The organism is Streptomyces sp. NPDC104381 (assembly GCF_055583745.1).
Map to the genome: position 1 here is coordinate 214,539 of NZ_JBVJNK010000001.1, position 25,428 is coordinate 239,966.

At 71.6% G+C, this 25,428-nt stretch carries 22 protein-coding genes and 2 tRNA genes; 12 read left to right on the plus strand and 12 right to left on the minus strand.

Features of this window, described 5'->3' with window-relative positions:
• Positions 1–119: 119 nt before the first annotated feature.
• The gene (pepN, locus tag ACZ607_RS00885) at positions 120–2,708 is read right to left on the minus strand and encodes an aminopeptidase N (RefSeq protein ID WP_469730416.1); all 2,589 of its coding nucleotides are present in this window, start codon (positions 2,706–2,708) and stop codon (positions 120–122) included.
• Positions 2,709–2,842: 134 nt separating this feature from the next.
• Between pepN and ACZ607_RS00890 the strand changes: the two genes are divergently transcribed.
• Positions 2,843–3,493 (plus strand): mycothiol-dependent nitroreductase Rv2466c family protein, encoded by a 651-nt coding sequence (locus ACZ607_RS00890; protein ID WP_469730418.1) that lies wholly within the window; start codon positions 2,843–2,845, stop codon positions 3,491–3,493.
• Between the two features lie 58 nt (positions 3,494–3,551).
• Here ACZ607_RS00890 and ACZ607_RS00895 read toward each other — a convergent pair whose 3' ends face one another.
• Entirely contained in the window at positions 3,552–3,824 is a 273-nt protein-coding gene (locus ACZ607_RS00895; RefSeq protein WP_469730420.1) for a DUF3253 domain-containing protein, read from the minus strand.
• Between the two features lie 119 nt (positions 3,825–3,943).
• Here ACZ607_RS00895 and ACZ607_RS00900 point away from each other — a divergent pair, with 119 nt between their 5' ends.
• Together ACZ607_RS00900 and ACZ607_RS00905 are read left to right on the plus strand one after the other, a co-directional pair.
• Positions 3,944–5,317 carry an MFS transporter gene (locus tag ACZ607_RS00900; protein ID WP_469730422.1) on the plus strand — a complete coding sequence of 458 codons (1,374 nt, stop codon included), beginning with the start codon at positions 3,944–3,946 and terminating at the stop codon, positions 5,315–5,317.
• On the plus strand, positions 5,307–6,773 hold the full coding sequence (locus ACZ607_RS00905; RefSeq protein ID WP_469730424.1) for a pyridoxal phosphate-dependent decarboxylase family protein: 1,467 nt from the start codon (positions 5,307–5,309) through the stop codon (positions 6,771–6,773). Before ACZ607_RS00900 ends, ACZ607_RS00905 begins: the two co-directional genes overlap by 11 nt.
• A gap of 136 nt (positions 6,774–6,909) precedes the next feature.
• On the opposite strand, the gene ACZ607_RS00910 is transcribed toward ACZ607_RS00905, so the two are convergent.
• Positions 6,910–7,551 (minus strand): superoxide dismutase, encoded by a 642-nt coding sequence (locus ACZ607_RS00910; RefSeq protein WP_469730426.1) that lies wholly within the window; start codon positions 7,549–7,551, stop codon positions 6,910–6,912.
• A 174-nt stretch (positions 7,552–7,725) separates the two neighbouring features.
• Between ACZ607_RS00910 and ACZ607_RS00915 the strand changes: the two genes are divergently transcribed.
• The gene (locus tag ACZ607_RS00915; protein ID WP_469730427.1) at positions 7,726–8,793 is read left to right on the plus strand and encodes a hypothetical protein; all 1,068 of its coding nucleotides are present in this window, start codon (positions 7,726–7,728) and stop codon (positions 8,791–8,793) included.
• 49 nt (positions 8,794–8,842) lie between these two features.
• On the opposite strand, the gene ACZ607_RS00920 is transcribed toward ACZ607_RS00915, so the two are convergent.
• From ACZ607_RS00920 to ACZ607_RS00930, 3 genes are all read right to left on the minus strand, one after another.
• A complete protein-coding gene (locus ACZ607_RS00920) occupies positions 8,843–9,493 on the minus strand; it encodes a CatB-related O-acetyltransferase (protein WP_469730428.1) in 651 nt (216 codons plus the stop codon).
• 36 nt (positions 9,494–9,529) lie between these two features.
• Positions 9,530–10,945: an amino acid permease gene (locus ACZ607_RS00925; RefSeq protein ID WP_469730430.1), complete on the minus strand. Its 1,416-nt coding sequence runs from the start codon at positions 10,943–10,945 to the stop codon at positions 9,530–9,532.
• A gap of 119 nt (positions 10,946–11,064) precedes the next feature.
• Entirely contained in the window at positions 11,065–12,465 is a 1,401-nt protein-coding gene (locus tag ACZ607_RS00930) for an amino acid permease (protein ID WP_469730432.1), read from the minus strand.
• 294 nt (positions 12,466–12,759) lie between these two features.
• On the opposite strand from ACZ607_RS00930, the gene ACZ607_RS00935 reads away from it, so the two are divergent.
• A complete protein-coding gene (locus tag ACZ607_RS00935) occupies positions 12,760–13,353 on the plus strand; it encodes a biotin transporter BioY (RefSeq protein ID WP_469730434.1) in 594 nt (197 codons plus the stop codon).
• Here the strand turns inward: ACZ607_RS00935 and ACZ607_RS00940 are convergent.
• A complete protein-coding gene (locus tag ACZ607_RS00940; RefSeq protein WP_469730436.1) occupies positions 13,334–14,644 on the minus strand; it encodes an FAD-binding oxidoreductase in 1,311 nt (436 codons plus the stop codon). The two genes, ACZ607_RS00935 and ACZ607_RS00940, sit on opposite strands and share 20 nt — an antisense overlap.
• Positions 14,645–14,735: 91 nt before the next feature.
• Positions 14,736–16,175, minus strand: a complete 1,440-nt coding sequence (locus tag ACZ607_RS00945; protein ID WP_469730438.1) for an amino acid permease — start codon at positions 16,173–16,175, stop codon at positions 14,736–14,738.
• 252 nt (positions 16,176–16,427) lie between these two features.
• Between ACZ607_RS00945 and ACZ607_RS00950 the strand changes: the two genes are divergently transcribed.
• Together ACZ607_RS00950 and ACZ607_RS00955 are read left to right on the plus strand one after the other, a co-directional pair.
• Positions 16,428–16,916 carry a ribose-5-phosphate isomerase gene (locus ACZ607_RS00950; RefSeq protein WP_124276487.1) on the plus strand — a complete coding sequence of 163 codons (489 nt, stop codon included), beginning with the start codon at positions 16,428–16,430 and terminating at the stop codon, positions 16,914–16,916.
• A 140-nt stretch (positions 16,917–17,056) separates the two neighbouring features.
• Complete coding sequence (locus ACZ607_RS00955) at positions 17,057–17,878, plus strand: Fpg/Nei family DNA glycosylase (protein WP_469730441.1); 822 nt, start codon at positions 17,057–17,059, stop codon at positions 17,876–17,878.
• A gap of 22 nt (positions 17,879–17,900) precedes the next feature.
• Here the strand turns inward: ACZ607_RS00955 and ACZ607_RS00960 are convergent, their stop codons facing one another.
• Positions 17,901–19,133, minus strand: coding sequence for a GNAT family N-acetyltransferase (locus ACZ607_RS00960; protein WP_469730443.1), 1,233 nt, complete (start codon positions 19,131–19,133; stop codon positions 17,901–17,903).
• Positions 19,134–19,237: 104 nt separating this feature from the next.
• Here ACZ607_RS00960 and ACZ607_RS00965 point away from each other — a divergent pair, with 104 nt between their 5' ends.
• On the plus strand, positions 19,238–20,383 hold the full coding sequence (locus tag ACZ607_RS00965) for a SpoIIE family protein phosphatase (RefSeq protein ID WP_469730445.1): 1,146 nt from the start codon (positions 19,238–19,240) through the stop codon (positions 20,381–20,383).
• 153 nt (positions 20,384–20,536) lie between these two features.
• Here the strand turns inward: ACZ607_RS00965 and ACZ607_RS00970 are convergent, their stop codons facing one another.
• The gene (locus ACZ607_RS00970) at positions 20,537–21,715 is read right to left on the minus strand and encodes a cation:proton antiporter (protein WP_469730447.1); all 1,179 of its coding nucleotides are present in this window, start codon (positions 21,713–21,715) and stop codon (positions 20,537–20,539) included.
• 151 nt (positions 21,716–21,866) lie between these two features.
• Here ACZ607_RS00970 and ACZ607_RS00975 point away from each other — a divergent pair, with 151 nt between their 5' ends.
• Positions 21,867–22,367: an HD domain-containing protein gene (locus tag ACZ607_RS00975; protein ID WP_469730449.1), complete on the plus strand. Its 501-nt coding sequence runs from the start codon at positions 21,867–21,869 to the stop codon at positions 22,365–22,367.
• 48 nt (positions 22,368–22,415) lie between these two features.
• Here the strand turns inward: ACZ607_RS00975 and ACZ607_RS00980 are convergent, their stop codons facing one another.
• Complete coding sequence (locus ACZ607_RS00980) at positions 22,416–23,579, minus strand: acyltransferase family protein (protein WP_469730451.1); 1,164 nt, start codon at positions 23,577–23,579, stop codon at positions 22,416–22,418.
• A 547-nt stretch (positions 23,580–24,126) separates the two neighbouring features.
• Between ACZ607_RS00980 and ACZ607_RS00985 the strand changes: the two genes are divergently transcribed.
• Together ACZ607_RS00985 and ACZ607_RS00990 are read left to right on the plus strand one after the other, a co-directional pair.
• On the plus strand, positions 24,127–24,321 hold the full coding sequence (locus tag ACZ607_RS00985) for a hypothetical protein (protein WP_382982271.1): 195 nt from the start codon (positions 24,127–24,129) through the stop codon (positions 24,319–24,321).
• A gap of 202 nt (positions 24,322–24,523) precedes the next feature.
• The gene (locus ACZ607_RS00990) at positions 24,524–24,871 is read left to right on the plus strand and encodes a DUF1330 domain-containing protein (protein ID WP_469730453.1); all 348 of its coding nucleotides are present in this window, start codon (positions 24,524–24,526) and stop codon (positions 24,869–24,871) included.
• A gap of 95 nt (positions 24,872–24,966) precedes the next feature.
• Here the strand turns inward: ACZ607_RS00990 and ACZ607_RS00995 are convergent.
• Positions 24,967–25,040, minus strand: a tRNA-Gly gene (locus tag ACZ607_RS00995).
• A 168-nt stretch (positions 25,041–25,208) separates the two neighbouring features.
• Here ACZ607_RS00995 and ACZ607_RS01000 point away from each other — a divergent pair.
• A tRNA-Pro gene (locus ACZ607_RS01000) sits at positions 25,209–25,285 on the plus strand.
• Positions 25,286–25,428 lie beyond the last annotated feature (143 nt).

The window sequence follows — 25,428 nt, forward strand, 5'->3', positions numbered from 1 at the left end:
TTCCAAAACCCCGGCGCCGCCGGTACAAATTTCGGCTTGTTCTATTGACTTACGGGGGGGGCGCGCGGGGTTTTGGGGGGGGGCCGCCCCGCGGGGGGGGGGGGCCCCACGCCGGAATCTCACGCCCTCGCGTCGCGCTCCTGACCCCGCAGCGCCCGGGCCAGATCGTCCCGCGCCTCCAGGACGAGGCGTCGCAGCGCCGGTGCCGCGTCCGGGTGCGAGGTCAGCCACGCGTCCGTCGCGGTGAGGGTCGCGGGGTCGTCCTGCAGCCCGGGGAACAGGCCCTTGACCACGTCCATGCCGATCTGGATGGACCGTTCGGCCCAGACCCGCTCGATCGCCTCGAAGTACGAGGCCGTGTACGGCGCCAGCAGCTCGCGCTGCGAGGGCTGCTCGAAGCCCGCGATTGTCGCCCCGACGAGCGCGTTGGACAGCTTGTCCGACTCCACGACCGCCGCCCACGCCTGGTCCTTGACCGCGGCCGAGGGGCGTGAGGCCAGGCACCGGACGTGGTGCCGCTTGCCGGACGCCGTGTCGTCCCGGGCCAGTTCGGCGTCCATCGCGGCCTCGTCCGCCCTGCCGTGCGCGGCCAGCGGGGACAGGAACGCCCAGCGCAGCTCCTGGTCGACGTCCAGGCCGTCGATCCCGGCCGAGCCGTCGAGCAGTTCGCCCAGCAGCTGGAAGTCCGCGTCCGACGCCGCGACGGCGGCGAAGAACCGGGCCCAGGTCAGCTGGTGCTGGCTGCCCGGCTCCGCACGCCGCAGCTCCGCCAGCGCGCCCTCGGCCAGCGCCCGGCCGCCCTCCTCGCGCCAGGCCGGCGCGGCGTAGTGCACCAGCGCCGACTGCGCCCAGGCGTGCAGCATCTGGAGGACGCCGATGTCGCTCTCCCGGCCGGCGTGCGCCAGCACCAGCGAGACGAACTCCCTGGCGGGCAGCAGCGCGTCCCGCGTCGAGTTCCACAGCGCCGACCAGCACAGGGCCCGCGCCAGGGGGTCGGTGACGTCACCGAGGTGGGCGCGCAGGGTCGCCAGCGAGCCCTCGTCGAAGCGGACCTTGCAGTACGTGAGGTCGTCGTCGTTGACCAGGACCAGGTCGGGCTTCTCGGCCCCGGCCAGCTCCGTGACGACGGTGCGCACACCGGCGACGTCGGTCTCGGCGCGGGCGTACCGCTCCAGCGCGCCGTCCGGGGAGAGCCGGTACAGGCCGACCGCGACCCGGTGGGGCCGCAGCTCCGGGTGGGAGTCGGCGGCCTCCTGGGTCACGGAGAGCTCCGCGATCCTGCCCTCGCCGTCGTACGTCACGGCCGGCGTCAGCACGTTGACGCCCGCGGTCTGCAGCCAGGCGCGCGACCAGGCCGTCATGTCGCGCCCGGACGTCTCGGCCAGCACCGAGAGCAGGTCGCCCAGCCGGGTGTTGCCGTAGGCGTGCTGCTTGAAGTAGCGGCGCGCGCCCTCCAGGAACGCGTCCCGTCCCACGTACGCGACGAGTTGCTTGAGCACCGAGGCGCCCTTGGCGTACGTGATGCCGTCGAAGTTCAGCTTGGCGTCCTCCAGGTCACGGATGTCGGCCGTGATCGGGTGCGTGGACGGCAGCTGGTCGGCGCGGTAGGCCCACGCCTTGCGGTTGTTGGCGAAGGTGATCCAGCCGTCGGTGAAGCGGGTCGCCTCCACCATCGAGAACGTCCCCATGAAGTCCGCGAAGGACTCCTTCAGCCACAGGTCGTCCCACCACTGCATGGTGACCAGGTCGCCGAACCACATGTGCGCCATCTCGTGCAGGATGACGTTGGCGCGGCGCTCGTAGGAGGCCGAGGTGACCTTGCCGCGGTAGATGTACTCCTCGCGGAAGGTGACGAGGCCCGGGTTCTCCATCGCCCCCAGGTTGTACTCCGGCACGAACGCCTGGTCGTACTTCCCGAAGGGGTACGGGTAGTCGAAGTGGTCGTGGAAGAAGTCCAGTCCCTGCTTGGTGATCAGGAAGACGTCCTCGGCGTCGAAGTGGCGCGCGAGACCCTTGCGGCACATCGCGCCGAGCGGGACCTCCAGCTTCGTACCGTCGTCGAACGTCCGGGTGTAGTGGTCGCTGACGTAGTGGTACGGACCCGCGACGACCACCGTGATGTACGTCGAGATCGGCAGCGTCTCCGCGAACCGGTGGACCTCGCCCTCCTGCGACTCCTCCGCGCCGTTGGACCAGACCCGCCAGCCCTCGGGCGCCGTCACCTCGAAGCGGTAGGGCGCCTTGAGGTCGGGCTGCTCGAAGTTGGCGAAGACGCGGCGGGCGTCGGCCGGCTCGTACTGCGTGTAGAGGTAGACCTCGCCGTCCTCCGGGTCGACGAAGCGGTGCATGCCCTCGCCCGTCCGGCTGTACGCGCACCGCGCGTCGACCACCAGGACGTTGTCACCCTCGGCGAGGCCGTCGAGCGCGATCCGGGTTCCGTCGAAGACGGCCGCGGGGTCCAGGTCCTTCCCGTTCAGCGACACCGCGTCCACGGCCGGGGCCAGCAGATCGGCGAAGGTGGAGGCCCCCGCGCGGGCCGCGCGGAAGCGGATCGTGGTCTGCGAGCGGAAGGTGCGCGGACCGGCCTCGTCGCCCCCGTCGGGCTCACCGACGGCGGAACGCAGGTCGAGGGCGACCTCGTAACCGTCGACGGTCAGCAGCTCGGCCCTTTCGCGGGCCTCGTCGCGGGACAGGTTCTCACCGGGCACGGAGCACTCCTTTGTGTCTCGATCGAAGACCTTCGATCCTCCCATGCGGCCCCCGGCACCCGCGCGCGGGAATGGCGGGAGGGCCCCATGGTGTTCCGGCTCACAGGCGCAGACCGATTTTCACGAGGAGAGACATGTCCGAGAACAGCACGCCCGGCGGCAAGGTCCCGGCCGACTTCTGGTTCGACCCGCTCTGCCCCTGGGCCTGGATGACCTCCCGCTGGATGCTGGAGGTGGAGAAGGTCCGCGACGTCGAGGTGCGCTGGCACGTGATGAGCCTCGCGGTGCTCAACGAGCCCAGGCTCGACGAGCTGCCCGAGGAGTACCAGGACATGATGCGCACCCAGGCCTGGGCGCCCGTCCGTGTCGTGGTCGCCGCCCAGCAGAAGCACGGCGACGACATCGTCGGCCCCCTGTACACGGCGCTCGGCACCCGCATCCACAACAACGGCGAAGGCCCCACCCGCGAGGCGATCGCGGGCGCCCTGGCGGACGTCGGCCTCCCGGCCGAGCTCCTGGAGTACGCCGACTCCGACGCGTACGACAAGGAGCTGCGCGCCTCCCACCAGGAGGGCATCGACAAGGTCGGCCAGGACGTCGGCACCCCGGTCATCGCCGTGCCCGGCGCCGACGGCGAGCAGATCGCGTTCTTCGGCCCGGTCGTCACCCCCGCCCCGAAGGGCGAGGAGGCCGCGAAGCTCTGGGACGGCACGCTGCTGGTGGCGTCGATCCCCGGCTTCTACGAGATCAAGCGGACCCGCACCCAGGGCCCCGTCTTCGACTGACCTGGCTCCGGCGGTGCGGGCTCCCGGGGCCGGCCCGCACCGCCGGGCGGTCCCGGGGTCAGCGGACCCGGCGGATACGGACCGGACCGCGGGCCTTCGCCGGCTCCACGGGCCGGCCGCCCTGGGTGATCTCCACCTCGCCCGCCTCGACGAGCCGCCCGGCCGCGCGCCGGACCGGCTCCATGAGCGCGCGCCAGCCGTCGTCGTCCCCCTCGTACACCGCCCGCGCGGCATCGGAAGGGCAGATCGTCGCGCCGGGCCCGCGCCGTTCCAGCAGTTCCAGGACGGCCCGTTCCAGGTCCCGGTCCGTCTGCCGCCCGTCGTCCGTCATCCCGCCAGTCTCGCAGCGGCACCGGCAGGAGGCGGGGACGCGGGCCCCCGGTGTTCCGGTCATGTGTCGCGGGGCCCGCGGGTCTTGCCGAAAAGATGAACATCGTTCAGGATCTGCCCATGCCAGCGGCCGGTTCGGACCATCCCGCGGCCCCGCCCCTGCCGCGCACCGTGCGGATCGGCTACGGTCTCGGCTCGCTCTGCACGGGCACCTTCGCGACCGTGCCGGGCCTGATCCTCCTCTACTACCTCACCAACGTCCTCGCCGTGCCCGCCGCCGTCGCGGGCGCCGCCGTCTTCCTGCCCAAGGCATGGGACGTCCTGATCAATCCGCTGGTCGGCGCCGTCTCCGACCGCAGCCGGCTGCGCGGCGGGCCGCGCCGGCCGTTCCTGCTGGCCGGCGCCTGCACCCTGCCGCCGCTCTTCGCCCTGATCTTCGCCGCGCCACCGCTGCGGGGCGCCCCGGCGGCCGGCTACGTCGCCGTCCTGTTCCTGCTCGCCGCCACCGCGTACGCCGTCTTCCAGGTGCCGTACGTGACCATGCCCGCCGAGATGACCGAGGACCCGCACGAACGCGGCCGCGTCCTCGGCTGGCGGGTGGGCTTCCTCGGCGTCGCCATCCTGCTGTCCGGGGCGCTGGCCCCCGCCATCGCGCACGCCGACGGCGACACCCCGGAGAGCTACCGGCTGATGGGCGCCGCCGTCGCCGTGCTGCTGGCCGTCGGCATGTTCGGGGCGTGGGCCGCCACCCGCCGCGCCCCGGCCGTCCTCCGCAGCGAGGCCGAACCCTCGCTGCGGGCCCAGCTCGCCGCCGCCCGCTCCAGCACGCCGTTCCTCCACCTGGCCGGGATGTGGACGCTCCAGGCCCTCGCGATCGGCGTGATGCTCGCCGGCGTCCAGTACTTCGCGACGTACACCCTCGGCTCGGCGGGCGCGGTCACCCCGCTGTTCGCCTGCCTGATCGGCCCGCTGGTCCTCTTCATGCCGCTGTGGAACCGGCTGGCCCGCCGCAAGGGCGTCACCTACGCCCAGTGGTGCGCCTCGCTGCTCTACACGGCCGGGGCGGTCCTCCTCGCCTTCACCGGAGCGGCGGGCCCGGCCGTCGGATACGCGGCGGTGGTCCTCGTCGGCATCGCGTACGCGGGACTGCAACTGCTGCCCCTCACGATGCTCGCGGACACCCTGGCCGCCGACGCCGCCACCACCGGCAGGCGCAGGGCCGCGACCTTCACCGGGCTGTGGACGGCCGCCGAGACCCTCGCCTTCGCCCTGGGCGCCGGGGTCTTCGCCCTCGTGCTGGCCGTGACCGGCTTCCGCTCCTCCGACGCCGCGCACCACGTGGACCAGCCCGCCACGGCGCTGACCGGGATCACCGCCGGGATGAGCGTGCTGCCCGCCGTGCTCGCCGCCGCGAGCCTCCTGCTGCTGCGCCGCTACCGCGTGACCCCGCCCGTGACCCGCCTCCTCCAGGAAGAGCCCGCCCGTGCCGACTGATCCCGCCCTGCCCGACGGCCGCCGCGCGGCCGAGGTGCTCGCCGAGCTGCGCGCCCTGCGTCAGGCGGACGCCCCCACCCGTGGGGGCCGCACCTTCGCCTACGTCTACGACGCGGGGCTCGACGGCCTCGACGAGCTGGCCGCCGAGGCGTACACCGCGTTCGCGACGGTCAACGGGCTCGACCCCACGGTCTTCCCGAGCGTGGCCCGGCTGGAGAACGACGTGGTCGGCGCGGTCGCCGCCCTGCTCGGCACCCCCGGCGCCCAGGGGACGTTCACCAGCGGCGGCACGGAGAGCATCCTGCTCGCCGTCAAGACCGCCCGCGACCACGCCAGGACCGTACGCGGGATCACCGCGCCCCGGATGGTGCTGCCGTCCACCGCCCACGCCGCCTTCCACAAGGCCGCCGACTACCTGGGCGTGGAACCCGTCGTCGTCCCCGTCGACCCCGTCACCTTCCGCGCCGACGCCGCCGCCACGGCCGCCGCGCTGACCGACCGCACCGCGCTGGTGGTCGCCTCCGCCCCCTCGTACGCCCACGGGGTGATCGACCCCGTCGCCGAGATCGCCGGGGCGGCCGCGGCGCGCGGGGCGCTCTGCCATGTGGACGCCTGCATCGGCGGCTGGATCCTGCCCCACCTGCGGCGCGCCGGACGCGAGGTGGCGCCCTTCGACCTCTCCGTCCCCGGCGTCACCTCGCTCTCGGTGGACCTGCACAAGTACGCGTACGCCGACAAGGGCGCCTCCGTGGTCCTCTACCGCGACGCCGAGCTGCGCCGCCACCAGTACTTCGCGCACGCCGGCTGGCCCGGCTACCCGGTCGTCAACCCGACGGTGCAGGGCACCAAGTCCGGCGGTCTGCTGGCCCAGGCCTGGGCGGTCCTCCGGTACGTGGGCGAGGAGGGCTACACCGCGCTGGCGGGCCGGGTCGCCGAGGCGTCGGACCGGCTGCTCGCGGGGCTGCGTTCCCTCGACGGCGTACGGGTGCTCGGCGACCCCGCGGCCGGGCTCGTCGCGTTCACCGTCGCCGGGGAGGACGGCGCCCCCGACCTCGGTCTGCTCCTGCATCTCGCCGACGAGATGCGCGAGCTCGGCTGGTACCTCCAGCCCCAGCTCTCCTTCGACGGCCTCCCGCCCAACCTCCACCTCACGCTCACCCCGGCGACGGCCGGCCGGGTCGAGGCGCTGCTCGACGACCTCGCGGTGGCCCTGGCGCGGGCCCGCGCCCTGGAGCCGGTGACGGTGGACCCGGCTCTCGCGGCGTTCGCCGCCGGGCTGGACCCGCTGACCCTCGGCCCGGACGAGATCGCGGCCGTCCTGGCCTTCGCCGGGCTCGGCGAGGGCGGCGCGCTGCCCGGCCGGATGGCACCCGTACTGGTCCTGCTGGACGCGCTGCCCGGGCCGCTGAAGGAGCGGCTGCTCTCCGAGTTCATCGGCTCGGTGTTCCGCATCTGAGCCCCGCGTCCGAGCCCGGCGCGCATGGGAGAGCCCCCGCGAGTCACGTCCTCGCGGGGGCTCTCCGTTGATCCGCCTGCCGGGTGAAGGTTGAGAAGACGATCACGAGGCAGGACGCTCGGGTGTCTCCGGCAGGTCAGGGAGCGAGCAGCAGCACGTCCGCGCGCTCCTTGGCGGCGGCGTAGCGCTTCGCCACGTCCTGCCAGTTGACGACGCGCCACATGGCCTCGATGAAGTCCACCTTCTGGTTCTTGTACTGCAGGTAGAAGGCGTGCTCCCAGGCGTCGAACACCAGGATCGGGACCGAGCCCTGGCCGACGTTGCCCTGGTGGTCGTAGACCTGCTCGACGATCAGCTTGCCGCTGACCGGCTCGTACGCGAGGACGCCCCAGCCGGAGCCCTGCGTGGTGGCCGCGGCCTTCGTCAGCTGCGACTTGAACCCGCCGTACGAACCGAAGGACTCCGCGATCGCGTCGGCCAGATCGCCCACACCGTCCGCCGCGAGGGGCTCGCCGCCGCCGTCGCCGGTCATGTTGTGCCAGTAGATCGAGTGCAGGATGTGCCCGGAGAGATGGAACGCGAGGTTCTTCTGGAGGCCGTTGATCGCGCCCCAGGCCTCCTTGTCACGGGCCTCTTCCAGCTGCTCCAGGGTGTCGTTCGCACCCTTGACGTACGCGGCGTGGTGCTTGTCGTGGTGGAGCTCGATGATCTGCGGGTTGATGACCGGTTCGAGCGCCGCGTAGTCGTACGGGAGTTCCGGAAGCGTGTACGTGGCCATGGGATCGAACCCTCCAACTGCTACCTGGTTGTTATTGCAAGTTGTTCGCAATTGCAGGCTAGCAGGAGGAGGCCACGGAAGTGATCAGCCCTTGGACCTAGGTCGCGGATAGGGTCGCCGTGAGTGGCGTCCTCGGCCGAGGCGCGTACACACGTACGTACATGGGGGGTTGTCGTGAGCCAGGTGCTCTATGCCGAGCGGTCCTGGAATCCGCTGGCGCAGACCGTGGAGCTGACCGAGGACCGGCTGCGCAGGGGCGGGCGGACCACCCCGTCGGCCGAGCTGAACCTCGGTGCCATGGCCGAGGCCTACCGGCGCGGGCACTGGCTGGGCGGCGGCGGGTCCGAGCGCCCGCTGGACCGGCTCCCGGAGGGTCCCGGCGCCGTCCCGCTGACCCGCGTCACCGGCACGGCCACCCCGCTGAAGGTGCGCAGGGCCGCCGAGTTCGCCCACGCCCTGGGGGAGTGGGCGGTACGGCGGTGCGGCGGGCCCGAGCAGGTGGCCGCGCTGTCGGCCAGGGCCGAGGCCGAGGGCGTACCGCTGTGGATCGCCCGGAGGCTCGTGGAGGGGCCGGCCGGTCCGGTCGCCGTCGCCGTGGACCGCCGGCTGGTGCGCGTGGACGTCTGGGGGCCGCACGCCCCCGCCGTACGCATCCGGGCACCCCGTGGCTTCCTGGGCGACGACCCCGACCCGTCCAAGGGCCTGCGCCTGAGCGTCGGCGACGCCACGGCGGAGCTCGTGCTGAAGAAGAAGCTGCGCAAGTCGAAGAGCCTGGTGGAGGCGCGGCTGCCCGGGGCGCACTGGGTGCTGCGGCGGGAGGACGCGACGCACTCCTGGCTGCTGCGCGACGACCGGCGTGTCGCCCTGCTGGCACGCCCCCCGCGCCGCCCGGCCCGCACGCCGGAGACCCTGCTGCGGCCGCTCGCCCCGGTCCGTCACGAGAGCGCCGACCCGCTGGACGCCGTGATGGCCCATGCCTTCGCCGTCGCCTTCGGGATAGGTGACACGACCGGCACCGCGCGGTTCCGGTCGGAGCGGTACAGGGGGGACGGCGGCGAGCCGATCGCCACCGATGTGGCGTGGGACCGCCCCTGGTTCAGCAATCTCGGTCACGGCAGCGACGACAACGAACCCGGCGGCGGGGACGGCTGGGGCGCGGACGGCGGCGACGGCGGGGACTCCGGCGGCGGTGACGGTGGCGGCGACAGCGGGGGCGGGGACGGCGGCGGCGGGGGCGACTGAGACGCGGCCGGATCGGCGTGACGGCGCCCGGTGAGGCGCTCCCGCGGGCTCAGCCGGGCTGGGGCGCCACCGCCTCCAGGTCGTCGACGCTGCCCGCCATGAGGGTGCGGATGTGCGCGGTGATGTGCTCGGCCGGCCAGTCCCACCAGGCCAGCGCGAGGAGCCGGGCGATGTCCGCGTCGTCGTAGCGGGTGCGGAGCAGCTTCGCCGGGTTGCCGCCGACGATGCCGTAGTCCGGCACGTCGGAGGTGACGACGGAACCGGCGGCCACGATCGCGCCGTTGCCGATCCGCACGCCCGGCATCACCGTCACCCGGTAGCCGAACCACACGTCGTGGCCGACCACCGTGTCGCCCCGGCCGGGCAGCCCGGTCAGCAGGTCGAAGTGGTCGGCCCAGGAGCCGCCCAGGGTGGGGAACGGGAACGTGGACGGGCCGTCCATGCGGTGGTTGGCGCCGTTCATGAGGAACCGCACCCCGGTGCCCAGCGCGCAGAAGCGGCCGATGACGAGCTTCTCGGGGCCGTAGTGGTACAGCACGTTGCGGGTCTCGAACGCCGTCGCGTCATCGGGGTCGTCGTAGTACGAGTACGCGCCGACCTCGATGAGCGGGGACGTCACCAGCGGCTGGAGCTGCACCACCCGTGGCTGCCCGGGCATCGGGTGCAGCACGGTCGGATCTGCGGGGAGGAGGGGATTCATGGGGGCACCCTCGCAGACCGGCCGTGCCGCCCGCACTCAGTTCCGGGCGGGCGCCCCGCGCTCCGCGCGCTTCTGCCGCACCACGCCGATCACGATCAGCACCACGGTCAGCGCCCCGGTCGCCAGCAGCTGGTCACGGGTGTCGGGCTGGCGCAGCATCAGGACGAAGATGCCGGCCATGGCCACCAGCGCCACGATCGTCAGGACCGGGAAGAGCCACATCCGTACGACCAGGCGCTCCGGGGACTCGCGCTCCATCCGCTTGCGCAGGATCAGCTGCGAGACGGAGATGAAGATCCATACGACCAGGATCACCGCGCCGATCATGTTGAGCAGCCACGGGAAGACGTCGTCGGGGCGCCAGTAGCTGAGCAGCACGCACAGGAAGCCGAAGACCGAGGAGGCGAGCACCGCGTTGCGCGGGACGCCCGAGGAGACCTTGCCGAGCAGCTTCGGGCCCTGGCCGCGGGCGACGAGGGAGCAGGCCATGCGGGAGGAGCCGTAGATGTTGGCGTTCATCGCGGAGAGCAGGGCGACCAGGATGACCACGTTCATGATCTCGGCGGCGCCGCTGATGCCGAGGTGGTCGAGCATCGCGTAGAACGGCCCGACCTCGGCCACCTTCGGGTCGTCCCACGGCACGAGGGTCACGATGACGGCCATCGAGCCGATGTAGAAGACGGCGATGCGCCACATCGCCGTACGCACGGCCTTGGCGACACCCTGCACCGGGTTCTCGGACTCGGCCGCCGCGATGGTGACCGTCTCCAGGCCGCCGTACGCGAAGACGGAGGCGAGCAGACCGATGATGAGGCCCTCCGAACCGTTCGGCATGAAGCCGCCGTCCCCGGTGAGGTTCGAGGCGCCGGGGGAGTCCGTGCCGGGCAGCACGCCCAGGATCGCGAGGAGGCCCAGCACCAGGAAGAGCGTGATCGCGATGACCTTGAGCGCGGCGAACCAGAACTCGAACTCGCCGAAGTTCTTCACGGCGGCGAGGTTCGTGCCGAGGAAGATCACCATGAACAGGGCGACCCAGGCCCACTCCGGGGTGCCCGGCAGCCATCCCGTGACGATCTGCGCGGCGCCGATGCCCTCCAGGCCGACGGCGACACAGAGCAGCACCCAGAACGACCATCCGGCGGTGAAGCCGGCCCACGGCCCGATCGCCCGTTCCGCGTGGACGGAGAAGGAGCCGGACGCGGGATTGGCGGCGGACATCTCGCCCAGCATCCGCATCACGAACATGACCAGCAGTCCGGAGATGCCGTACGCGATGACGATCGAGGGGCCCGCCGCGGCGATGCCCGCACCGGAGCCGACGAACAGCCCCGCGCCGATCACGCCGCCGAGGGCGATCATCGACAGATGGCGCTGCTTGAGTCCGTGGGTGAGCGCCGAGTCGGCGGTGGGGGCTGCGGCGTCCGTGGGGGGCGGCGCTGAGGTCCGGGACATGGACGGGCTCTGTTCACTGGTCGGGACAGGGGACGGCCCACAGTGTGGTCACGAGCCCCGACCACGGGGAACCGTTGTCCGCTATACGGTCACCGGGCTCACACAAGGTGTCCACCTGCCTACGGCTTCGCCCGTCGCTCCCGTACGACCGCCACCAGCAGCACCAGGGCGGTGGCCCCCGCCGACCACAGCACCTGCGGCCGGGCCGCGTCGTCGGTCAGCATCAGCAGCAGGACCGCCAGCAGGCCGGCCAGGGTCACCCACGTCAGGTACGGGAAGCACCACATCCGCAGCGCCAGGGCGTCCGGCGCCTCCCTCTCGAGCCGGCGCCGCAGCCGCAGCTGCGAGGCGGCGATCAGGCCCCAGACGAACAGGAGGACCGCGCCGACCGAGTTGAGCATGTGGAGGAAGACGGTGTCCGGCCACTCCAGATTGAGCAGTACGGAGACGAAGCCGAAGGCCACCGAGGCCAGCACCGCCCGGCGGGGCACCCCGCCGCCCCGCGTCCCCGTGCCGCCCGACACCTTCAGCAGCCCGCGAGGCGCCTCGCCGCGCTCGGCCAGCGAGAAGATCATCCGGGACGAGCCGTACAGATTGGCGTTGAGTGCCGAGAGCAGCGCCACGAACACCACGACGTTCATGATCTGCCCGGCCGACGGCACCCCGATCGAGTCCAGGACCTTCACATACGGGCTGAGCCCGGCCTGCTGCGCGGTCCACGGCAGCACGGTCACGATGACCAGCATCGAACCGACGTAGAAGAAGAGGATGCGCACCACGGCGCTGCGCACCGCACGCCCCACGGCGCGCGCCGGGTCGTCCGTCTCGGCCGCGGCGATCGTCACGACCTCCAGACCGCCGAAGGCGAACACCACCGTCAGCACCCCGGAGACCACGCCGTCCCAGCCGTTCGGCAGGAAGCCGCCCCGGCCCGTGAGGTTCGTCAGGCCCACCGGATCCGTGTCGGGCAGGACCCCGAGGACGGCCAGCACACCGAGCACCAGGAAGGCCACGATCGCGGTCACCTTGAGCGCGGCGAACCAGAACTCGAACTCGCCGAAGTTCTTCACGGCCGTCAGGTTGGTCACGGTGAACACCACCATGAACAGCAGCACCCAGAGCCACTGGCCCACCGCGGGCACCCAGCCGTGGGCGATCTGCGCGGCGGCCGTCGCCTCCACGGCGAGCACCACCACCAGCATGAACCAGTAGAGCCAGCCCACGCTGAAACCCGCCCAGCGGCCCAGCGCGCGCTCCGCGTGGACCGAGAAGGAACCCGACGCGGGCATCGCCGCCGACATCTCGCCGAGCATCCGCATCACCAGCATCGCGAGCACGCCCGCGATCAGGTACGAGACGACGACGGCGGGCCCGGCGACCGCGATCCCGGCGCCCGACCCGACGAAGAGTCCGGCCCCGATCACCCCGCCCAGGCCGAGCATCGTCAGATGGCGCTGCTTCAGGCCGTGGGCCAGGGGCTCGGAGCGTACGGGGGAGTGCGTGGGGGGCGCGTCGTGCATGAGCTGCGGATCACTCTCGGATCATTTATGGGGAACCTACAGTCTCACGCGGCGGCACCCCTTCCCGAATCGAGGACGGGATACACCCCCACCTTCGTGACCAGCGTCACGCTGCCGAGTGATTGCGTGACGTTCTTTGTGTGAACCCCACTAAGCCTCCAACCACCGCTTTGTGGGCGGCTGATGGTGATCGGGGGATATGCCGTCGGCTAACGTCACCCCGGGGGTCTCCGGCGGACACAGGCCGGACACTCCGGTCCGTCCCTGCCTGCCGACCTCACCCGCGGAGTCCCGATGAGTACTGCTGCCGCCCCCGTCCGCTCCGGAGCGGTCCTCGCCGACCTGCTGCCCGCAGCCCGGCACCGCTACGCCGTGGACACGGCGCTGGTCGTCGGCGGCGCCGCCCTCACCGGCATCGCGGCCCAGATCGCCGTGCCCGTCCCCGGCTCCCCGGTCCCCGTCACCGGCCAGACCTTCGCCGCACTGCTCATCGGCACCGCGCTCGGCGCCCGCCGCGGCTTCCTCTCCCTCGCCCTGTACGCGCTGGTCGGCATGGCCGGCATGCCGTGGTTCTCCGAGGGCACCTCCGGCCCCGGCGGCGCGTCGTTCGGCTACGTCCTCGGCATGCTGCTCGCCGCCACGGTCGTCGGCGGCCTGGCCCGCCGGGGCGGTGACCGGTCGGTCCTGCGCACCGCGGGCACGATGGTGGTGGGCTCCCTGATCATCTACGCGGTCGGCGTGCCCTACCTGGCGCTCTCCACCGGCATGTCGATGAGCGCCGCGATCGCGGCCGGCCTGGTGCCGTTCCTGATCGGCGACGCCCTCAAGGCCGCGCTGGCCATGGGCGCGCTGCCCGCCTCCTGGAAGCTCATCGGGCGCCGGGGCTGACCTGCTCGTACGCACCACCGAAGAGGCTCGCCGGGTCGTATCGCGACACCAGACCGGCGAGCCTCTCGCGCGTCCCGGGGCCGTGGACGCCCCGGTACGTCTCCGCGCGGTCCCCGCCGCCGAAGGAGAAGTTCAGCGCCCGGCCCAGGGCGTACGGCGCGGTCTCCGCGGCCACGCGCGCGTACAGCGCCCGTACCGCCGCCACGTCCGTCCCGTCCAGCGGTGACAGCAGCCGCAGCAGGAAGCCCGCGTCCCGGTGGGGCACCGCGCTGTCGTGGACCGGCGGCGCGGCGAGGGCGCCGCCCAGGTGGTTGAGCTGGACCACCGTCATCATCGGGGCCTTCGGACCGGTCAGCTCCAGCACCCGGGCGGCGGTCCCGGCGTCCATGCCGCTGAGCATCAGACCCTCGCCGTAGTAGGCGTGCGGGAACGGCGGGTCGCTGTGGATGGTGTGGCTCTCGCTGTACGGCATCTCCCGCAGCGAGTCCGAGAACGCCGGCCCGATCGCGCGCAGCGGCGCCACCAGGGCCTCGCCCTCCGCGGCCGGCCCGGTGTACGCGACGCGCACCGAGACCACGTACCGCCCGCGCAGCGCCTCCGGCACCTGCGGCAGGTCGGGGTAGCGCATCGCCGACGGGGAGGACGTGCAGGTGTCCGGCACCGTCCGCGTCCACTCCAGATAGCGCCGCAGCACCTCCGGGGCCGCGTCCCCGTCGAAGGCCAGCGCGCCCCCGTACAGCCGGTCCACGGCCACCAGGCCGATCTCCAGCCCGGTCACGACGCCCAGCCGGTGCCCACCGCCCCGCAGCCCCCAGAAGAGGTCCGGCTCCTCGTCCGGGGTGACATGGCGCAGCACCCCGTCCGCCGTCACCACGTCGAGCGAGCGGACATGGTCGGCGGCGTAGCCGAACTCCCGGGCCAGGATGCCCAGTCCGCCGCCCAGCGTGTACGAGACGGCGCCCACGCCGGGGGAGGAGCCGTTCAGCGGGGCGAGCCCGTGCGGGGCGGCCGCGGCGACGACCGCCTCCCAGGTCGTGCCCGCGCCGATCCGCGCGGTGCGGCGCTCCGGGTCGATCTCCACGCCGTCCATCCGGCGGGTGCTGATCAGCACCCCGCCCTCGACCGGGCCCGGCAGCCCGTGCCCGGTCGCGTGGACGGCGACGGACAGGCCGCGCGCGGCGGCGTCACGCACCGCGGCCCGTACGTCGGCGGGGCCCGACGCCTCCACCAGGAGCTCGGGGCGGATCGGGAAACCGGTCTGGAAGCTGTCGGTCGCGGGGGTGGTGCTCATGGGAAAGGCTCTCCGTTCGCTCGCGGGGTTCGCGGGGCGAAGGAGAGCCTTCCGGGTATACCTGACAGCCGCCGTCAGGTATGCGCGTCGATCACTCGACCGGCGCCTTCGCCTTCCGGCTCCGGGCCTCGCGCACCAGCGAGACGGCCACCACCAGCGCCGCGACCAGCAGCGACAGCAGCACCTGCTCGCGCCCGGCGTCGTCGGTCAGCATGTAGACCAGGACGAAGGAGATCATCGCGATCGTGGCCCACGTCAGGTACGGGAAGAGCCACATCCGTACGACGAGCTTCTCGGGCGCCTCGCGCAGGATGATGCCGCGCATCCGCAGCTGGGTGAAGCAGATCACCAGCCACACGAACAGGGCGACCGCGCCGGAGGAGTTCAGCAGGAACGCGAAGACCGTGTCGGGCCACTGGTAGTTGAAGAACACCGCGACGAAGCCGAACACGACCGACGAGAGGATCGCCGCCTGCGGCACGCCCCGCTTGTTCACCCGGGCGAACGCCTTGGGCGCGTCCCCCCGCTGTCCCAGCGAGAAGGCCATGCGGGAGGCCGTGTAGAGGCCGGAGTTGAGACAGGACAGCACGGCCGTCAGCACGATGACGTCCATGACCTGGCCGGCGTGCGGGATGCCGATGGCGTTCAGCGCGGCGACGTACGAACCGTCCTTGACGATCGAGGGGTCGTTCCACGGCAGCACGGTGAGGACCACGAAGATCGAGCCCAGGTAGAAGATGGCGATACGCCAGATCACGCTGTTGGTGGCCTTGGAGACGGCGCGCCGCGGGTCCTCGGACTCACCGGCGGCCAGCGTGACGATCTCGCTGCCCATGAAGGAGAAGACGACCATCAGCACACCCGTGAGGATGGCCCCGGGCCCTTCGGGGAAGAACCCGCCGGAGTCCGTGAGGTGGGCGAGCCCCGACCCCGCGTTGTCCGCACCCGGCAGGACGCCGAAGACGGCGAGCAGTCCGACGACGACGAACGCGCCGATCGCCACGACCTTGATCCCGGCGAACCAGAACTCGAACTCGCCGTACGAGCCGACGGAGACCAGGTTGGTCGCCGTCAGCACCACCATGACGATCAGGGCCCACGCCCACTGCGGCACGCCGGGGACCCAGCTCTCCAGGATCTTGGCACCCGCCGTGGCCTCGACGGCGAGCACCACGACCCAGAAGAACCAGTACAGCCAGCCGATGGAGAAGCCGGCCCAGCGGCCCAGCGCCTGGTCGGCGTAGGCGGAGAAGGAACCGGAGCTCGGCCGGGCCACGGCCATCTCGCCGAGCATCCGCATGACGAAGACGACCATCAGGCCGACGAGCGCGTACGACAGGAGGATGGCCGGTCCCGCGGCGGCGATGCCGGCGCCGGAGCCGACGAAGAGGCCCGCTCCGATCACGCCGCCGATGGCGATCATCGAGAGATGACGGTTCTTGAGACCGGCCTGGAGCCCGTCCGGAGAATCCGGCTTACCCGGCTCGCCGGGCTGTTGGCCCGGTCCGGCCAGAGTCGTCTGCGACGTCATGGATCGAATCCTTACGTTTTCTGATCACGTGTGTCGGTGGTGTTGCCTCGGCGGGGGTGGTGCGAAGGCAAGGCCACGCATTCAAGCCCGATCGACACCGAAATCGGAACCCCCTCATCCGGTTCCTTGACCCGATCGTTGCCCGTGTGGCCTTGCACACAGGCCCAGGGCCTGCACCGGAGGGCGGGAGAGCCCGGTGGGTCCCGACCCCGCTGACCATTACCCCGCCCCGTCCGTGCCACACTTCGCTCCATGCGCGTGTACCTCGGCTCCGACCATGCCGGCTTCGAACTGAAGAACCACCTCGTCGAGTGGCTCACCGCCCACGGCCACGAGGCCGTCGACTGCGGTCCCCACATCTACGACGCCCAGGACGACTACCCGCCGTTCTGCCTCCGGGCCGCCGAGCGGACGGCCGCGGACAAGGACAGCCTGGGCATCGTCATCGGCGGGTCCGGCAACGGCGAGCAGATCGCCGCCAACAAGGTCAAGGGCGTCCGCGCCGCGCTCGCCTGGAGCGAGCAGACCGCCGCGCTCGGCCGTGAGCACAACGACGCCAACGTGGTGGCCATCGGCGGCCGGATGCACACGGTCGAGGAGTCCACCAAGTTCGTGGAGATCTTCCTCGCCACCCCGTACTCCGGCGAGGAGCGGCACACCCGCCGCATCGACATGCTCACCGCGTACGAGACCACCGGCGAGCTCCCCCCGATCCCGGCCCACCACCCGCAGCAGGGCTAAGAGCGTGTTCTGAAAGTCCCGCCCGCCCTCCGGGCGGACGGCACCACTTTCAGAACACGCCCTGACCGCCCGCACCCGCCTCCCTTGTGCCGCCGGGCCCCCGAGCCCGGCGGCACAAGCGCGTTCCCAGGAGACACGCCGTGCCCGAGGGGCATACGATCCACCGCCTCGCCGCCGACCACCGCGAGCGGTTCGCGGGCCGTCCGGCACGGGTGAGCAGCCCCCAGGGCAAGTTCGCCGAGAGCGCCGCACTGCTCGACGGCCGGACCCTCACCGGCGTCGACGCGCACGGCAAGCACCTCTTCCTCGGCTTCGAGGGAGCCGTCTGGATCCACATCCACCTCGGCCTCTTCGGCAAGCTCGGCTTCGGTACGGCTCCGGCCCCGCCGCCCACCGACACGGTCCGGCTGCGGCTGCTCAACGACGCCCACCACGCCGATCTGCGCGGCCCCACCACCTGCGCCCTGATCACCGGCCCCGAGAAGCGCGCGATACACGACCGGCTCGGCCCGGACCCGCTGCGCGCCGACGAGGACGGGGAGCGGGCCTGGCAGCGGATCTCCCGCAGCCGCGTCACGGTCGCCGCCCTGCTGATGGACCAGAAGGTCGTCGCGGGCGTCGGCAACGTCTACCGCGCCGAGGTCCTCTTCCGGCACGGCATCGACCCGTACCGCCAGGGCAAGGACCTGGACCGGGCCGAGTGGGACGCGATCTGGGCCGACCTCGGCGCCCTGATGCGCGAGGGCGTACGGAACAACCGCATCGACACGGTCCGCCCCGAGCACCTGCCGGAGGCGATGGGCCGGCCCCCGCGCGTCGACGACCACGGCGGAGAGGTGTACGTCTACCGCCGGGCCCGGCAGGGCTGTCACATCTGCGGCACCGAGATCCGTACGGCGGACCTGGCGGCCCGCAACCTCTTCTGGTGCCCGGTCTGTCAGCCGTCCGCGGCGGGCCGGTAGGAACGCCGCGGACCGCGCGGGCTCAGAAGCCGTGCGGGCACCACGGCTGGACGTCCGAGGAGAAGGCGAGCGAGGCCGGGGCCAGCGCGCCCTCCCTCAGCTCCCGTACCTTCCCGGCACCGGCCAGCATCGTCAGCGACACCCCGCCCAGGTAGGCAGCCCCCAGATCAGCGGCGGAGAGCGCCAGTTCGGGCTCGTCGGCGGTCCTGCGGCAGACGGCGGCGCCCCCGGCTCCCGAGGTCAGCCGCCAACGCCCCTCGTTCCACGGGCAGAAGGCGTCCTCCACCTCCAGCACCACGTCGACCAGGGTCCGGTAGCTCCGGGCCTCCAGCGCGGCGGCCACATCGACCAGCCGGACGTACAGCCCGTCCCGCACCCGCACCTCGCAGCGCCGGACGTCGGTGACCAGCCGGAGCACGGCGTCGTCCGGCGGCCGGTTGGAGCACTCGACCACCGTCGTCAGGTCGATCCCGAACAGATGGCGCCACAGCGCCGCGTACGACGGGGCGTCCAGCGCCGCCAGGTCACGCACCGCCACCGTGCCCCGGGGGCCGGCGTCCTCCCAGGCGGGACGCACATGGAAGGTGACGTAGCCCGTCACCTCGCCGTCCCGCTCCGCCAGGACGCACTGGAGCGGGGAGCCGCCGCCCCGGCCGCTCTCCGGGTCGTTCACGGGCAGCCGCTCCCAGCCGGGACGGCGCAGGAGGGCGCCCGGCCGGTCCGCCGCCAGTCGCGCGTACACCGCCTCGCAGGCGGGAAGCGCCTGCGCGGGGGACGACCGGCGCAGCCGCACCCCGTCCGTGCCGGGAGGCAGCGCCAGACCGGCCCTGGTGGTGTCGATCCGCAGCTTGGTCTCCGTCGTGGCCGCGCCGTAGCCGAACCGGCCGTAGATGCCGGGCTCCGACGCCAGCAGCATCGCCAGCGGCTCGCCCCACGAGCGGACGTCGTCCAGCTGGCGTCGCATCATCGCCGTCAGCAGGCCCTGCCGGCGGTGCGTCGAGGAGACGCTCACCATCGTGACGCCCGCGGCCGGCACCACCGCTCCGCCGGGCACGGTCACCCGGAAGCTGTACGCCCCGGCCGTCCCCACGCACTCCGCGCCGTCCCAGTGGCCGATCGCACGCTGCGGCTCGGCCAGCGAGGCGTACATCTCACGGCTCTCCGGGGAGAAGGGGACGCCACCGAACGCCAACTCCACACAGCCGAACCAGGCATCCCAATCCGAGGCCGACAACGCGCGCAGTTCCGTGTTCATGAGCCCTGCTTACCAGGGCAAAGCCGTTCGGGCGAACCCGTTTCGAACAGATTGTCACCGGGTCCCCCTGCACCGGAGGCCGTCGGGTGGATAAGGTCCCGACAATGGCCCGTCGCAGAGGAGCAGACACCTACACCGCCCGGTGGCGAAGATCACTGCACCGGGCGCGCATCGCGCTGCGCAGGTCCGGGGTCGACTACTTCCGGGGTGACGGCTCCGACTGGATAGCCCTGGCCGGCCTGCTGGTCATCATTCCGGTCATCACCTGCACCACGCTGCTGAACCCGGTCTGGTGCTCCCCGACCGCCCTGGCCCTGCCGATCGTGGCGGGCGGTCTGCTGCTGCGGCCGGCCAGTCTGCTGAGTCTCTACGCGACCGCGGCCACGGCCCTGATCGTGGAGTCCATCACCCTGGGCCCCTACGCGGAGGGCCCCGCCCGGGTCACCCCCGGGACCGTCCTCGTCGTCGCCGCCTGCGGCTTCTTCGGGCTCGTACTCGCCCAGTTCCGGGCCAGGGTCGGGGTGCCGTGGCGGCGCGGCGGCACGATGCTCTTCGACCTGCGCGAGCGGATCCGGGTCCAGAGCGCGCTGCCCCGGCTGCCCGAGGGCTGGCACCGCGAGATGGCGCTCCGCCCGGCCGGCGGCCAGTCCTTCTCCGGCGACTTCGTCGTCGCCGCCCGTACCAACGGCGGGCGCACCCTGGAGGTCGTGCTCACCGATGTCTCCGGCAAGGGCATGGACGCGGGGTCCCGCGCCCTGCTGCTGTCCGGGGCCTTCGGCGGCCTGCTCGGCTCGCTGCCCCCGCACGGCTTCCTGCCCGCCGCCAACGGCTATCTGCTGCGCCAGGACTGGGACGAGGGCTTCGCCACCTCCATCCATCTCGTCCTGGACCTGGACTCCGGTGACTACGAACTCCTCTCGGCCGGCCATCCCCCCGCCCTGCAACTCCACGCGGGCAGCGGCCGGTGGGAGGAGATGGCGGCCGAGGGCCCGCTGCTCGGGGTGTACGACGGGGCGGAGTTCCACGCGGTGAAGGGCTCACTGGCGCCCGGGGACGTCCTGATGCTCTTCACGGACGGCCTGGTGGAGGCGTCGGACCGGGACATCGCCGAGGGCATCGACCGGCTGACCGGCGAGGCCGACCGCTATGTCTCGACGGGCTTCGAAGGGGCCGCCTGGCATCTGATCGAGGCGTGCGCGAAGGACGTCAACGACGACCGCGCTCTCCTGCTGCTGTCCCGTCGCGCCTGAACCGCACGGAACGACTGAACGCGTCGCGCCTGAACCGCACGAAACGCCTGAAACGGTACGGGCGTCAAGGCGTGGACCCCCTGTCACCCGAACGTGAGAGTGCCCGGTGCCGGGCACGGGGGCCGGTGACCCCCGCACCCGAACCGGGCTCCGTCACGCCGGGACCGACACCTTCTCCTCGTCCCTGTCCTTCACCCGGCCTCCGGGCAGGATCCGGGCCAGCCAGGTCGACCGTCCGGCGGCCAGCGGTGCGAGGACCGCGAGGAGGAGCACATATCCGGCGATGAACGGGGAGAGCCGTTCGTCCAGTCCCGCTCCCGCCGCCATGGTCGCGAGGATCAACGCGAACTCACCGCGCGCCATCAGTGTGGTGGAGATGTTCGACGCCTCCAGCGGACCGAACCCGTACACCCGGGCGGAGAACATGCCGGAGAGCACGTTCATCGCCACCGTCAGCGCGACCGCCACCAGCACCGGCCACATCACGCTCGGCAGGTCCCCCGGGTTGATGGAGAGCCCGAACGCGAAGAAGAAGATCGCACCGAAGGCGTCCCGCAGGGGGTGCACCAGCTTCATGATGCGGTCACCCGAGCTCGTGCTGCCGAGCATCAGCCCCACCATGAACGCCCCGATCGCGTCGGCCACCCCGAACCAGTCGGAGACACCGGCGACGAGGACCGCGGCACCCAGGAACGAGATGACCAGCAGCTCGTCGTCCCGTGTGTCGATCAGCTTGCTGATGACCCTGGTGCCGAAACGGGCCACGAGGGCCAGCAGCAACAGGAAACCGAACGCTTTGCCACCGTCCCGCAGGGCGGCGCCGAGCCCGTCGGAGTGGGAGAGGATCGGCTGCAGGGCGGCCAGATAGAGGGCGAGGAAGACATCGTCCACGACGATGATGCCGAGGATCGGCTTGGTCTCCGGGCTGTTCAGCCGCTTCAGGTCGACCAGGATCTTCGTCACGATCGCCGAGGACGAGATGCCGATCACGCCGGCCAGGACCAGCGCCTCGGCGTTGCCCCAGCCCAGGACGAACCCGAAACCGAGACCGGCGCCGACGTTGAGGATCAGATAGACGGTGCCCGCGAGCACCATCTTCCGGCCGCCCGCCTTGAGGTCGTCGAGATGGAACTCCAGCCCCAGGTAGAAGAGCAGCAGCACCAGGCCGAGCGCGGACAGCATCTCCAGGTCGTGCGGGTCGTCGAGGAGGACGACCCCGGGCGTGTGCGGGCCGAGAAGGATCCCGGCGAGGATGAACAGGGGGATGGTCGGCAGTCCGATGCGGCCGCCGACGCGGGCAAGGATGGCGGCGGCGAGGAACGCGCCCCCCATGGCGATGAGCGTGTCTGCGTGTCCGATGAGCCCGTCTCCTTCATTGGGTCAAGAGTGCGTCAAGGAATCGTCAGTAATTAGTTTACCGAACGATTCAAGGGGCACTCCCGGACCCTGTGGAGGAGGGCGGATCCCGGCGTACAGTCGGCCCATGCCGAACCCGTATCTGACGCCGGCCCAGGTGGAGGCGATCGCCCGCGAGGCCCATGCCGCGCAGACCGACAAGGCGGGGCGCCCGTACGCCGAGCATCTGGCCGCGGTGGCCGAGGGCGTACGGATCCGTGGCGGCAGCGAGGACCAGATCGCCGCCGCCTGGCTGCACGACGCGGTGGAGGACGGGGCGCTGTCCCGGCAGTGGCTGGACGAGGCCCCGCTTCCCGGGCGGGTAAAGGAAATGGTCCTCGCCGTCACCAAGCGGGACGGCGAGGACCTCTTCGCGTACACCGGGCGGATTCTCGCCACGCCCGGGGCGCTGCTGATCAAGGAGTCGGATCTGGCGCACAACGCCGACCCGGACCGGCTCGCGGTGCTGGAGCCGGCCACCCGTACCCGGCTGACGGAGAAATATGCGCAGGTACGGGGGCTGTTGGGGCTCGACGGGGGTGTCAGGCCCGCCGAACGGCGGGATCAAGCCAACCCCGCGGCCGGCTGACCCGCCGGCGGGACCGGCCCCCGGCGGGAGGGGCCGATCCGGACAGGCTCAGCGCTTGGCGGGACTGCGGCGGAACGCCCAGTCCATGTCCGGCTCGGTCGCGAAACGCAGGGCGCGGCGGACCGGCGGGGTGCAGAACAGGGTCACGACCAGGGCCGCGACGAGGGAGACGACGACGAGGCCCAGCGGGCCCGAGAGCCACTCGTACCGGTCGAACAGTCCGTAGTAGCCGGCGCCCTTCACCAGAAAGCCGTGCAGCAGGTAGCCGCAGATGGTCCCGGCGCCCAGCACGGTGAACCACATGTGACGGCGCGGGACCCAGGCGAGGAACGCGACCGTGAGGAGCAGCGCGCACCCGAACATCGCCAGGGTCATCACGGGCCCGGCCCACCACTGGAAGTCCATCTCCTGGGCGCTGTTGCTGCGGTAGAACCAGCCGAGCTGCATGCGCGGCGCGGCCCAGTACGCGAAGACCAGCGCACCGGCCACCAGCGGCAGCGAGAGCATCCGCACCTCGCGGCGCCGGACCAGCTGGAAGTGCTCCGGCTTCATCAGCAGGCCGAGCACGAAGAACGGCAGGAGCTGGCAGACGCGCTGGAGGTCCAGATCGTCGCCGATGTCCGGCGTCACCGAGGCGAGCATCGCGATCCCGAGGGCGACCGGAAGCGGGTGGCGCAGCGACTGCCACAGCGGTGTCGTGACCCGCCAGATGAACAGCGCGATCAGGAACCAGGTGAGGAACAGCGGGTCGAGCAGGGTGATGGGCGTGTCCTCCACGCCGCCGGCGTAGCGCCTGAAGAGCGAGTAGGCGGTCTCGAAGATCACGTACGGCACCACGACCCCGGTGACGAGACGCTTCACCTTGGGCGCGCTCATGTCGAACGACCGTGAGAAATAGCCCGATACGAGGATGAACGCCGGCATGTGGAACGTGTACACGATCATGTACAGCGCCCGGGTCGTGCGGCTGCCGTCCATCACCGGTTCCCACGCGTGGGCCACGGCGACCAGCACGATCGCGAGGTACTTCACATTGTCGAAGTACGCGTCACGACGCTTGGCCGGCTTGGGCTCCGTGGCGCGGGCCGGAGCGGTCCTGGCGGCGGGGGAAGGGGCCTCCGCGATCGTCACGGTCTGCTCGTGTCTCGGCTCCGACTCCCGGCTCTCCGGGGTGATCGGGGCCCTCTGAATTTCGCTCGGAGCTTTGGACATCTCATGCACCTTAGACCGGTCGATCGGTATGCGTAAAACCCTCAAGGAATATCGCGTGTTCCCAGTCATTCAAAAACGAAACCACCGGACTGTGCCCGTTACGTACTGATTCATCCGGCTTAAATGGTGCATATCGGCGAGTTGTTGACGAGAGTGAATTTCGTCGCACGAACTCCCGGCAAATCGCTGTGAATGAAGTGTGGGGATATGGAAACGATCACACCGGCCGATATTCGAACTTCCCTGCGCACAGCGGCTTCACAGTTTTTCGCGACCGCTTGTCCCGCGTCCTGCGGCTGTCCTTCGTGTGCCCAGTGGCCGCACGCCCCGCGCCCCGCGACGGCCCGTCCTGCGCGCCGGAGCACGAGGGGGGCACGCCGGGGCTCGCGCGGGAGCGCGCGGGCGCGAGGATGGCGCGATCCGGTCATCCCTCTTCATCACCCGGCAGCAGCCACAGGGGAGTTGGTGGCACGATGGACGCGACGGAGGTGTGCCGGCCGCACGCCACCGGGCCGGCAAGGCGGACCGACCAAGGGTGTGATCAGTCGTGGCCATTTCACTGTCTGTGGTGCTTCTGCTGGGGGTCGTCCTGGTGGTGCTGATCCGCGGCGGATCCATCAAGGGCGGCCCGGCGGTCGTCGCCGTGCTCTTCGGCTTCTTCCTGGCCTCGACCGGCATGGCGCCGTCGATCAACAGATTCATGAACTCGATAGCCGACACGATCAACCAGATCAGCTTCTGAGGGCCCCACGGGTTCTTGAGGCGGCGAGCCCGGCACGGCGGGAGGACGCCGGCCGGGCCTCAGGCGCGGCCGGGCCGAGGGGCATCCGCCGACCCATCGTCGTACCTCGCCGGCGAAGGCGCCTTACCTGTCGGGTAATCGAGTAGAAGCCCCGGGCGTGCCAGGCTCAGGATCACGGAGCCCCGCCGACCGGAAGGCCACCATGCCCGCCTACGTGATAGCCCACCTGCAGGACGCCGCCCCGCATCCGGAGATCGCCGAGTACGTCGAACGACTTCCCGTCACCTTCGAGCCGTACGGCGGCAGCTTCCTGGTGCACTTCACGCCGCACGAGGTGAAGGAGGGCAGCTGGCCGGGGGCTGTCGTCGTCCTCGGCTTCCCCGGCATCGCCGAGGCGCGGGCCTGGTGGGACTCGCCCGGGTACCGGGAGATCGCGCCACTGCGCTCGCGGCACATCGAGGGCGACATCATCCTGGTGGAGGGTGTCCCCGAGGGCTACGACCCGGCCTCCTCCGCGAAGACGGTCAGGGACGCGCTGCCGACCGCATAGCGCCTGAGGCGTCTCACGTGCCCCACGTGTCTCACGGGGACGAACGCGGCCCAGGGCCGGGCGGAGGAAGGATCCTCCGCCCGGCCCTGGGCCGTTGGAGCGGGCGACGGGAATCGAACCCGCGTAGCTAGTTTGGAAGACTAGGGCTCTACCATTGAGCTACGCCCGCAAGCACCGCATCGCAGGTCCGGTGGACCGCGGTACGGAAAGCATCGTAGCGGGTCGGGGAAGGTGCGCGCACACCCGTATCGGCGTGCCTCCGTGACGGCGCCGGTGACCGCCTGTGAGAACCGGCCGACGCACCGCGCTTCTGCATGTACCCTACGTGTCGCACCGACGGGGTGTGGCGCAGCTTGGTAGCGCGTCCGCTTTGGGAGCGGAAGGTCGTCGGTTCGAATCCGGCCACCCCGACCACCAGCAAGATCGCATTGTGGGAGTGCTCCCCCTTGCCGTTACTATGCAAATTGCGTGCCCGTGTGTCTGATGTACCGGGCTCGATCCGCGAAGCCGCCTCTCGGCGGCCCAGCAGAACCCCAAGAAGTCAGCCACCAAGGAGA

Coding starts and splice junctions, on each gene's coding strand:
- ACZ607_RS00890 (WP_469730418.1), top strand. CDS start 2,843: ATGTCCGAGAACAGCACGCCCGGCGGCAAGGTCCCGGCCGACTTCTGG.
- ACZ607_RS00895 (WP_469730420.1), bottom strand. CDS start 3,824: ATGACGGACGACGGGCGGCAGACGGACCGGGACCTGGAACGGGCCGTC.
- ACZ607_RS00900 (WP_469730422.1), top strand. CDS start 3,944: ATGCCAGCGGCCGGTTCGGACCATCCCGCGGCCCCGCCCCTGCCGCGC.
- ACZ607_RS00910 (WP_469730426.1), bottom strand. CDS start 7,551: ATGGCCACGTACACGCTTCCGGAACTCCCGTACGACTACGCGGCGCTC.
- ACZ607_RS00920 (WP_469730428.1), bottom strand. CDS start 9,493: ATGAATCCCCTCCTCCCCGCAGATCCGACCGTGCTGCACCCGATGCCC.
- ACZ607_RS00925 (WP_469730430.1), bottom strand. CDS start 10,945: ATGTCCCGGACCTCAGCGCCGCCCCCCACGGACGCCGCAGCCCCCACC.
- ACZ607_RS00930 (WP_469730432.1), bottom strand. CDS start 12,465: ATGCACGACGCGCCCCCCACGCACTCCCCCGTACGCTCCGAGCCCCTG.
- ACZ607_RS00935 (WP_469730434.1), top strand. CDS start 12,760: ATGAGTACTGCTGCCGCCCCCGTCCGCTCCGGAGCGGTCCTCGCCGAC.
- ACZ607_RS00940 (WP_469730436.1), bottom strand. CDS start 14,644: ATGAGCACCACCCCCGCGACCGACAGCTTCCAGACCGGTTTCCCGATC.
- ACZ607_RS00945 (WP_469730438.1), bottom strand. CDS start 16,175: ATGACGTCGCAGACGACTCTGGCCGGACCGGGCCAACAGCCCGGCGAG.
- ACZ607_RS00950 (WP_124276487.1), top strand. CDS start 16,428: ATGCGCGTGTACCTCGGCTCCGACCATGCCGGCTTCGAACTGAAGAAC.
- ACZ607_RS00960 (WP_469730443.1), bottom strand. CDS start 19,133: ATGAACACGGAACTGCGCGCGTTGTCGGCCTCGGATTGGGATGCCTGG.
- ACZ607_RS00965 (WP_469730445.1), top strand. CDS start 19,238: ATGGCCCGTCGCAGAGGAGCAGACACCTACACCGCCCGGTGGCGAAGA.
- ACZ607_RS00970 (WP_469730447.1), bottom strand. CDS start 21,715: ATGGGGGGCGCGTTCCTCGCCGCCGCCATCCTTGCCCGCGTCGGCGGC.
- ACZ607_RS00975 (WP_469730449.1), top strand. CDS start 21,867: ATGCCGAACCCGTATCTGACGCCGGCCCAGGTGGAGGCGATCGCCCGC.
- ACZ607_RS00980 (WP_469730451.1), bottom strand. CDS start 23,579: ATGTCCAAAGCTCCGAGCGAAATTCAGAGGGCCCCGATCACCCCGGAG.
- ACZ607_RS00990 (WP_469730453.1), top strand. CDS start 24,524: ATGCCCGCCTACGTGATAGCCCACCTGCAGGACGCCGCCCCGCATCCG.